Raw genomic sequence first — 7,248 nt, 5'->3', positions numbered from 1 at the left:
CCGGGGTCCGTCGAGCCCCCGGCCCGTGGTGGTGGCGGTGCCCGGTCAGGCGTCGGGCAGGGCCGCGAGGACCTGCTTGGCGGTGGTCCCGCTGGACTGCGGGTTCTGCCCGGTGATCAGGTTGCCGTCGACGATCACGGTGTCGGACCAGGCCGCGCCGGTCCTGACGTCGGCGCCGCGCTCGGCGAGCCGGCTCTCCACCAGCCAGGGAGCCTGGTCGCCCAGTCCGCCCTGGTTCTCCTCCTCGTCGGTGAAGCCGGTCAGGCTACGGCCGGCGAAGACGAAGGCGCCGTCCTCCTTCGTGGCGCTGAGCAGCCCGGCGACGCCGTGGCACAGCGCGGCGATCACCTGGCCGCGGCCGTCGGCATCGGCGAGCAGGGCGCCGAGGCGGGCGTCATCGGCCAGGTCGGCCATCGGGGCGTGGCCGCCCGGCAGGTACAGGGCGTCGTAGTCGGCGGCGCGGACGGCGCCGAGGTCGAGCGGGGCCGCCAGGTCCGCCTCGATGGACTCCAGGTACGCCTTGAACCCGGCGGCGTCGGCGGCGTCGACACCACCGCGCGCGTCGAGCGAGATCGCGTCGACGGTGGGCCGGGCGCCGCCCGGGGTGGCGATGCGCACGGTGTGACCCGCTTCCGTCAGCACCTGGTGCGAGACGGCGACCTCCTCGGCCCAGTACCCGGTGGGGTGGGTGCTGCCGTCAGCCAGGGTCAGGGTGTCGGCGGCCGAAATGATCATCAGGATCTTTGCCATGGGACGCGTCCTCGATTCGGAAGGGAGATACGGGTGATGTCCGCGAGGGACCTCCCCAGAGTGCCTCGGGAAAGCGGGCACGGCACGTCGCCGTCATAAGAACGCTTATGTATCGTCGGTTGCGTGAAGGACTTGGATCTGGTCGCCACCTTTCTGGAGATCTACCGCCGGGGCTCGCTGACGGGCGCCGCGAAGGCGCTCGGCCTGTCCCAGCCCGCCGTCAGCGGGCAGTTAGTGCGCCTGGAGGAACAGGTGGGCGGCGCCCTGTTCACCCGGTCCCGCAGCGGCGCGCAGCCGACACCCCTCGCCCACGAACTGGCCCGGCGCGTCGGCCCCCACCTGGACGGCCTGCGCCACGCGCTCACGGACGACGACGCGGACAGCGCCCTGCGCGGCACCGTACGACTCGGAGCGGCGGCCGAATTCGCCACCGCCCGTCTGCTGCCGGCCCTGACCTCCCTGACCCGCCACGGCCTGGAGCTGGTGTTCACCCTCGACCAGGCCGAACCGCTGCTCGCCCTCCTCGCCGAGGACCGGCTCGACCTGGTGGTGTCCTCGATCCGGCCACCGCTGTCCATGCCGGGACTGGCCGCGATGCCGTACGTCGACGAGGAGTTCGTCCTGGTGGGCAGCCCCACCGCGGCCCGGTCCATCGACACCGGCCACCTCGGCGAGGACCCGGTCTCCGCCCTCGCCCATCTCCCCCTGGTCGCCTACGCCGAGGAACTGCCCATCATCCGCCGCTACTGGCGGAGCGAGTTCGGCCGCCGTCCCCCCAACCAGGTGGCCGTCATCGTCCCCGACCTCCGCGCGGTCCTGACCGCGGTGGTCGCCGACGCGGGCATCTCCGTCCTCCCCCGCTACCTGGCCGAACCCGCCCTCCACTCCGGCGCACTGGAACAGCTCCACCGCAGCCCCGTCCCACCGCTCAACACCCTCTACCTCGTCACCCGTTCCGGCCCCCTCGCCCCGCCCGTCCACCACCTGCGAACGCGCCTCATCGACCGCGCCACCACCTGGGGCGCCCTGTAACCGCCTCGGCCGATCAGCGCAGACCGAGGCTTCCCGGTGGCCGGCGGATCCGTCGTGCCGCCGTCAGGTCAGGCGCTTGACGTAACGATGGGCGGGCACGCGCACGGGACCCTCGTCGCTCGGCGCGTGGTGGTCGAAGATCCCCGCATCCTCCCAGCCGTTGCGGGCGTAGAACCTGCGGGCCCGGAGGTTGCCGGCCACCACCGCCAGCCAGGCCCGCCCATGACCGCCGGCCACGACGAGTCGCTCGGCCTCCGCCAGCAGCGCCGCGGCCACGCCGCTTCCCCGGTGGTTGCCGGCCACGTACACCTGCTCGACCTCGTCGTCGACCACCATCACGAAGCCCGCCACCGCACCACCGACGACCGCGACGACCGCGTCACCGACGCGTTGCACGGCGCGCACGGCGAACGACTCCTGCGTCCGTACGGCGAGCAGGGCTTCGGGAACGTTGCCCAGGTGGGCGTCGCACCATCCTCGGTACCAGATGTCTCCGACGGCCCGCGCGTCCTCGGGCCGAGCCGGACGGATGACCATGGCTCCGCTCGTGTTCTCTGTCATGTCAGTTCCATAGGGGTGGTGGTACCGCTGGACCTCGTCGACTGCAGGCTACTGCGCGACCCTGGGGTCAGACCTGGGCGGCTGCAGCGTCCGGTTGGCGCGTGGGGGTGAAGTCCGGGAGGTGTTGCAGGCTTTCGGTTACGGCGGTGAAGCCGTAGTCGAGCATGCGGAGCTCGTACTGCGCGACGGCGGCCGGGAGTTCGGCCTCACCGTGCTGGACGGCGGCGAGTGAGCGGGAGAGCAGTGCGGCGTCGCGCAGCGCCGTGTTGGCGCCCTGGCCGCCGCTCGGCGGCATGGGGTGGATCGCGTCGCCGAGCAGGGTGACCCGGCGGGTACCGCCCCAGTGCGGCACCGGTTTGGCACAACGGGCGGTCAGGGGCGAGCTGTTGCCGACGTCGGCCCGGCGGACGAGGTGGAGCAGGTCCGGATGCCAGCCGTCGAGCAGGGTTAGCAACCGGTCGCGGACGGCCGGCCAGCCGCCGGGTTCGCGGGAGCGGAGCACCGGGAACATGACGACCCAGCGCAGGTAGTCGCCGGTGTCGGGCAGCAGGACGTCGGGGGCCAGCTCGGCCGCGGCGAGCCTCGGGGGACGGCGGAACTCCATCCGGCCGAGCAGCATGACGACGCCGGGGCCGTGGACGATGGTGCCGAAGCCCGGTACGAGGGCGGCGAACCGCTCGGTGAGGGGGGTGCGTCCCAGGATGGCGTTGCCGGGGAGGGTGACCACCTCGGCCTCGGGCAGCAGTTGGCGGCGTACTGCCGATCCGATGCCGTCCGCGCCCACGAGCAGGTCACCGGTCGCGGTGGTGCCGTCGCCGAAGCGGGCCTCGACCGTGCCGTCCGCGCGTTCGGCGTAGCCGGTCACGGCCTTGCCGAACTCGACGCGCCCGGTCAGCCCGGTCAGCACCAGTTGGCGCAGCACGTGCCGGTCGGTGGCCGTCCCGCCATCCACCGCGCCGAGTCGCCGGATCTCGCGGAGTTGCCGGTCGAGGACCAGCCGCTCGCCTGCCATCGGCCCGGTGACGGCCGCCAGCAGGGCGTGCAGCCGCGGTGGCAGGCACTCGTGCAGAGCGGCGAGACCGTGCTCGTTCAGACCGATCCGGAAGCCCTGGTAGCGGCTGTGTGCCGCGTTCTCCCGCTCGTAGACGCGCACGTCCACTCCGGCTCGGAGAAGTCCGTGGGCCAGGCAGAGCCCGCCGAGTCCGGCTCCGGCCACCATGACCTTCATGCGTGTTGTCCTTTGTTCGTCCGGTCCGGTGTGGGCGTCAGCGACGCGGGGAAAGGAGGATGACCGCGGCCGAGTACGGAGCGAGCGAGGTCGGCGCCGGCCCGTGGTGCACGGTGGGAGCCGTGGCGCCCGGGCTGCCCGCTGGTGCTGCCCGGCGCAGCGCCGACCTCACGCAACGGTGGTCACGGGGGCCCCGCACGCGGGATCCTCCGTGTCGAAGCGCTCTGCCGCACCGGACGCGGCGGCCCCGGCCTCGACCAGCTTCTCGATCCGGTTGTGGAACGGCGCACCGGCGACGAAGGCCACCGCGAACGCTCCGAGCAGGAAGACCGTCGACAGCCAGGCCATCGTCGACACCGGCAGCGTGTAGGCACCCACGACCCGGGCCGCGCACTCACCGACCAGCGACAGGCCCCAGGCGAGTGTGAACCCCCGCTCGGCCCGCCGGAACCGGGCCGACCCTGCGCTCAGCCGGTCCCAGGCCGCGATCCTGACAGGCTCGCCCTTGGTGAGAACAGGCTTGAGCGCTGCGCTCACCATGGGTCGCCCGGTGAAGGCCGAACAGACCATCGCGATGCCCACCACGCTGCTCAGTGCACCGTCCTTGGCCACCGCCAGCCGCGCGTCCCCGGACACCAGCGACAGCCCGATCCCCGCCGTGTTGACCAGCAGCATCAGACCGGCCATCCCATTGACCGACCGCCGGGAGACGAGACTGGCCACCGTCCGTACCACCGGCACCACGCTGCTCAACGCGAGCGAGACGATCTGGCTCAACCCGAGCACCGAGTGCAGCAGATAGGAGACGGCCAGCGGAATGCCGACATCCACCACCAGCGGACGGAGGACCGCCGTCACGGGGTTGGTGGGCGGCGCGGCGGGCTTCTTGTCCATGGCTTGTCTGCTCCTCTGCCGGGTGTGCTCGGTGACTGTTCGCGTGCGCCCAGCCTGCCGCGCGGAGCTGACCTCCCGTCAGTGACTCCTGTGCCCGGATCCGTATGACAGCTGTCACCGCGAATTGCTGACGGATCAAAGTCTCCGCAGGTCCGCCGCGGTGTACGGCGCGCCCTGGGACGGACCTTCGGGACGGCGGCGGGCAGGTGGATCGTCGCCTGGTGGCCCTACCCGGGAGGAACCAGTGGTCCATGCACAGCAAGGCGTCGACGTACAGCTCCAGCAGCGCCAGTAGCCGCCGCCCATTTACATAGACTTTGAATATAAACACGCTATGCTTCGAGCATGAGTCGTCAAGACACCCCTCCTGGCGCGTCCGCCGCCATCGGCGCAGCCCTCTACGGCCTGGCCACCAGGGCCGCGCGACGCCTGCCCCGGGACATGAGCCTGACGTCCGCCGCCACCCTGGCCACCCTGGACCGGACCGGACCGCGGCGCATCACCGATCTGGCCGCGGTCGAGGGCGTCACCCAGCCCGCGATGACCACCCTGGTCCGGATGATGGAGGAGTCCGGCCTGGTCGAACGGCGGGGCGACGCGTCCGACAAGCGGGTCACGCTGGTGTGCCTGACCGAGGCCGGCGCCTCCTACGTCCGGACGCGGCGCCAGGCGGGCGTCCACGCGTTCGAGCGCTTGATCGGCCGGCTCACCGGCGACGAGGTCCAGGCGCTGATGGCCGCCCTTCCGGCGCTGCAGCACCTGGCAGAGCTCGACAGCCAGGACCGCGAAGGAGCGGAGCAGTGACCGGGCAGCCGGACGGCGCGGTCGCGGTGAAGGCGTCCCCGGTGGCACGTCCGGAGCCGCGGCTGCTCGTCCCCGCCCTGATATTCATCGCCCTGGTCGTGGCGGCGGTCGCCAGCCTCGGGACGCCGCTCATCACCAGCGTGGCGACCTCGTTCCACGTCTCACTCGGCAGCGCGCAGTGGTCGCTGACCGTCTCGCTGCTCAGCGGCGCCGTCGCCACGCCGGTCCTGGGCCGGCTCGGAGCCGGCCCGCACCGGCGGGCCACGATCCTCGTCACACTGGCGGTCGTCGTCGCCGGCAGTGCGCTCACCGTGCTGCCGCTGCCGTTCGCGTGGCTGCTGGCCGGCCGGGCGGCCCAGGGCGTCGGGCTCGGCCTGACGGCGTTGATGATGGGCGTGGCCCGCGACCACCTCCCTGAGGAGCGCAGCGCGGCGGTGATCTCCCTGATCTCGGTGGTCTCGATCATCGGGGCCGGTGTCGGCTACCCGCTGGCCGCACTGCTCGCCGAGCTCGGCGGGGTGCGGGCCGCCTACGGCCTCGGCCTGGCCGTCACCGCCGCCGCCCTCCTGACCGCGTGGCGCTCCATGCCCGATGCCCCCGAAGGCCGTTCCGCCCGCGTGGACGTGACAGGCGCGGTCGTCCTGGCCGCTGCGCTGCTCCTGGTGCTGTTCCTCGCCGGCGAACGGGATCTGTGGAGTCGGCACCTCGCCGTGGCGGCCGGCCTCGCCGTCGCCGCGGTGGTGCTGCTCTGCGTCTGGGCCGTCGTCGAGCTGCGCAGCGCGGCGCCGCTGGTCGATGTGCGGGCGGTGCGCCACCCTGCGGTCGCCGGGGCGAACCTCGCCATGTTCGTCGGCGGGATCGGCATGTACCTCCTGCTCACGCTCGTCACCCGGTACGCGCAGACGCCGCACGGCGCCGGCTACGGCTTCGGGCTGACGACCTTCGTCGCCGGGCTGGTCCTCGTCCCGTTCTCGGTGCTGGGGTTCGGCGCCGGCAAGCTGACACCGCGGGTCCGGACGCGGATCGCCGACCCGCTGCTCCTGGCCGGCAGTGCCGTCGTGGTCGGCGCCGGGTTCGCCCTGTTCGCGGCGGCCCGGTCGAACCTGGCCGAACTGTTCGCGGCGATGGGCGTGCTCGGCTTCGGCGTCGGTGGGTTCTCGGCCGCGATGCCCGGGGTCATCCTGGCCACCACCCCCAAGAACGAGACGTCGAGCGCCATGAGCTTCAACTACGTCGTCCGCAGCGTCGGGTACTCCCTGGGCAGCGCCATCGGCGGCCTGATCCTCACCGCGGGCACCGGCCCCGGCCACCTCTTCCCCGACGACAGCTCCTACACCACCGCGGCGCTGGTCGGCATCGGCGCCATGGCGATCACAACGCTGACAAGCCTCGCTCTCGCTCGCCGAAGCGCGTCCGGGACCAACCCGTAAGTCAGATGCACTCGTCCTCACACCGGAGGTTCCATGCCCAAGGGCTACTGGGTCAGCGTCTACCGCACCATTGCAGACCCCGAGAAGCTGGCCGCCTACGACAAGCTGGCCGGTCCGGCCGTCAAGGCGGCGGGCGGTCGGACGATCGTCCGTGGCGGCCGGGTCGTCGCACACGACGCCGGAATCGCCGAGCGCACCATCCTGGTCGAGTTCGACAGCTTCGAGCAGGCCGTCGCGGCCCGCGAGAGTGCGGCCTACCAGGAGGCGCTGGTCGTTCTCTCGGCCGGGGTCGAGCGCGACTTCCGGATCGTCGAAGGCATCGACCGACCGAGGTCCAGGTGGATCTTCGCTGAAGATCCACCACCTTGGTTTCCGCTGGTGCGGCGGGGAGGCGGCCGGCCAGGTCGCCGCGCACCCGCGCATCAGCGCCGGCGCCGCCCCGCAACCTCCGCAATCTGCCCAGTCCCGACGACCCAGATCCTGGGCCGCCCACGACCAGGCCTTCGACGAGTCGCGCGGCCTGCCCGCCCCCGCCGAGCCGGGCCACGC

At 72.4% G+C, this 7,248-nt stretch carries 7 protein-coding genes and 1 pseudogene; 4 read left to right on the top strand and 4 right to left on the bottom strand.

The features are described 5' to 3' along the window. Positions 1-45: 45 nt before the first annotated feature. Positions 46-750 (bottom strand): type 1 glutamine amidotransferase domain-containing protein, encoded by a 705-nt coding sequence (locus ABT247_RS30100; protein WP_350748785.1) that lies wholly within the window; start codon positions 748-750, stop codon positions 46-48. Between the two features lie 123 nt (positions 751-873). Here ABT247_RS30100 and ABT247_RS30095 point away from each other — a divergent pair, with 123 nt between their 5' ends. Further along, positions 874-1,782, top strand: a complete 909-nt coding sequence (locus ABT247_RS30095; protein ID WP_350748782.1) for a LysR family transcriptional regulator — start codon at positions 874-876, stop codon at positions 1,780-1,782. Positions 1,783-1,845: 63 nt separating this feature from the next. Here the strand turns inward: ABT247_RS30095 and ABT247_RS30090 are convergent, their stop codons facing one another. The 3 genes from ABT247_RS30090 to ABT247_RS30080 form a co-directional block, all read right to left on the bottom strand. Beyond that, on the bottom strand, positions 1,846-2,343 hold the full coding sequence (locus ABT247_RS30090; protein WP_350748779.1) for a GNAT family N-acetyltransferase: 498 nt from the start codon (positions 2,341-2,343) through the stop codon (positions 1,846-1,848). A 67-nt stretch (positions 2,344-2,410) separates the two neighbouring features. Further along, positions 2,411-3,571 carry an FAD-dependent oxidoreductase gene (locus ABT247_RS30085; protein ID WP_350748776.1) on the bottom strand — a complete coding sequence of 387 codons (1,161 nt, stop codon included), beginning with the start codon at positions 3,569-3,571 and terminating at the stop codon, positions 2,411-2,413. 168 nt (positions 3,572-3,739) lie between these two features. Next, on the bottom strand, positions 3,740-4,465 hold the full coding sequence (locus ABT247_RS30080) for a VC0807 family protein (protein WP_350748773.1): 726 nt from the start codon (positions 4,463-4,465) through the stop codon (positions 3,740-3,742). Between the two features lie 345 nt (positions 4,466-4,810). On the opposite strand from ABT247_RS30080, the gene ABT247_RS30075 reads away from it, so the two are divergent. The 3 genes and pseudogenes from ABT247_RS30075 to ABT247_RS30065 form a co-directional block, all read left to right on the top strand. Beyond that, a complete protein-coding gene (locus ABT247_RS30075) occupies positions 4,811-5,269 on the top strand; it encodes a MarR family winged helix-turn-helix transcriptional regulator (RefSeq protein WP_350748770.1) in 459 nt (152 codons plus the stop codon). Further along, the gene (locus tag ABT247_RS30070) at positions 5,266-6,699 is read left to right on the top strand and encodes an MFS transporter (protein WP_350748767.1); all 1,434 of its coding nucleotides are present in this window, start codon (positions 5,266-5,268) and stop codon (positions 6,697-6,699) included. The genes ABT247_RS30075 and ABT247_RS30070 overlap by 4 nt, the downstream gene beginning before the upstream one ends. 33 nt (positions 6,700-6,732) lie before the next feature. Beyond that, a pseudogene (locus ABT247_RS30065) lies at positions 6,733-7,023 on the top strand (DUF1330 domain-containing protein); the annotation flags it as partial. Positions 7,024-7,248: the final 225 nt, after the last annotated feature.

The organism is Kitasatospora sp. NPDC001539, assembly GCF_040298565.1.
Classification (GTDB): domain Bacteria; phylum Actinomycetota; class Actinomycetes; order Streptomycetales; family Streptomycetaceae; genus Kitasatospora.
This window is presented reverse-complemented; position numbering and strand designations above follow the sequence as displayed.

What these genes read in the sequence shown, in the direction of transcription:
- ABT247_RS30085 (WP_350748776.1), bottom strand. Translation starts at nt 3,571, where the DNA reads ATGAAGGTCATGGTGGCCGGAGCCGGACTCGGCGGGCTCTGCCTGGCC.
- ABT247_RS30080 (WP_350748773.1), bottom strand. Translation starts at nt 4,465, where the DNA reads ATGGACAAGAAGCCCGCCGCGCCGCCCACCAACCCCGTGACGGCGGTC.
- ABT247_RS30090 (WP_350748779.1), bottom strand. Translation starts at nt 2,343, where the DNA reads ATGACAGAGAACACGAGCGGAGCCATGGTCATCCGTCCGGCTCGGCCC.
- ABT247_RS30100 (WP_350748785.1), bottom strand. Translation starts at nt 750, where the DNA reads ATGGCAAAGATCCTGATGATCATTTCGGCCGCCGACACCCTGACCCTG.
- ABT247_RS30075 (WP_350748770.1), top strand. Translation starts at nt 4,811, where the DNA reads ATGAGTCGTCAAGACACCCCTCCTGGCGCGTCCGCCGCCATCGGCGCA.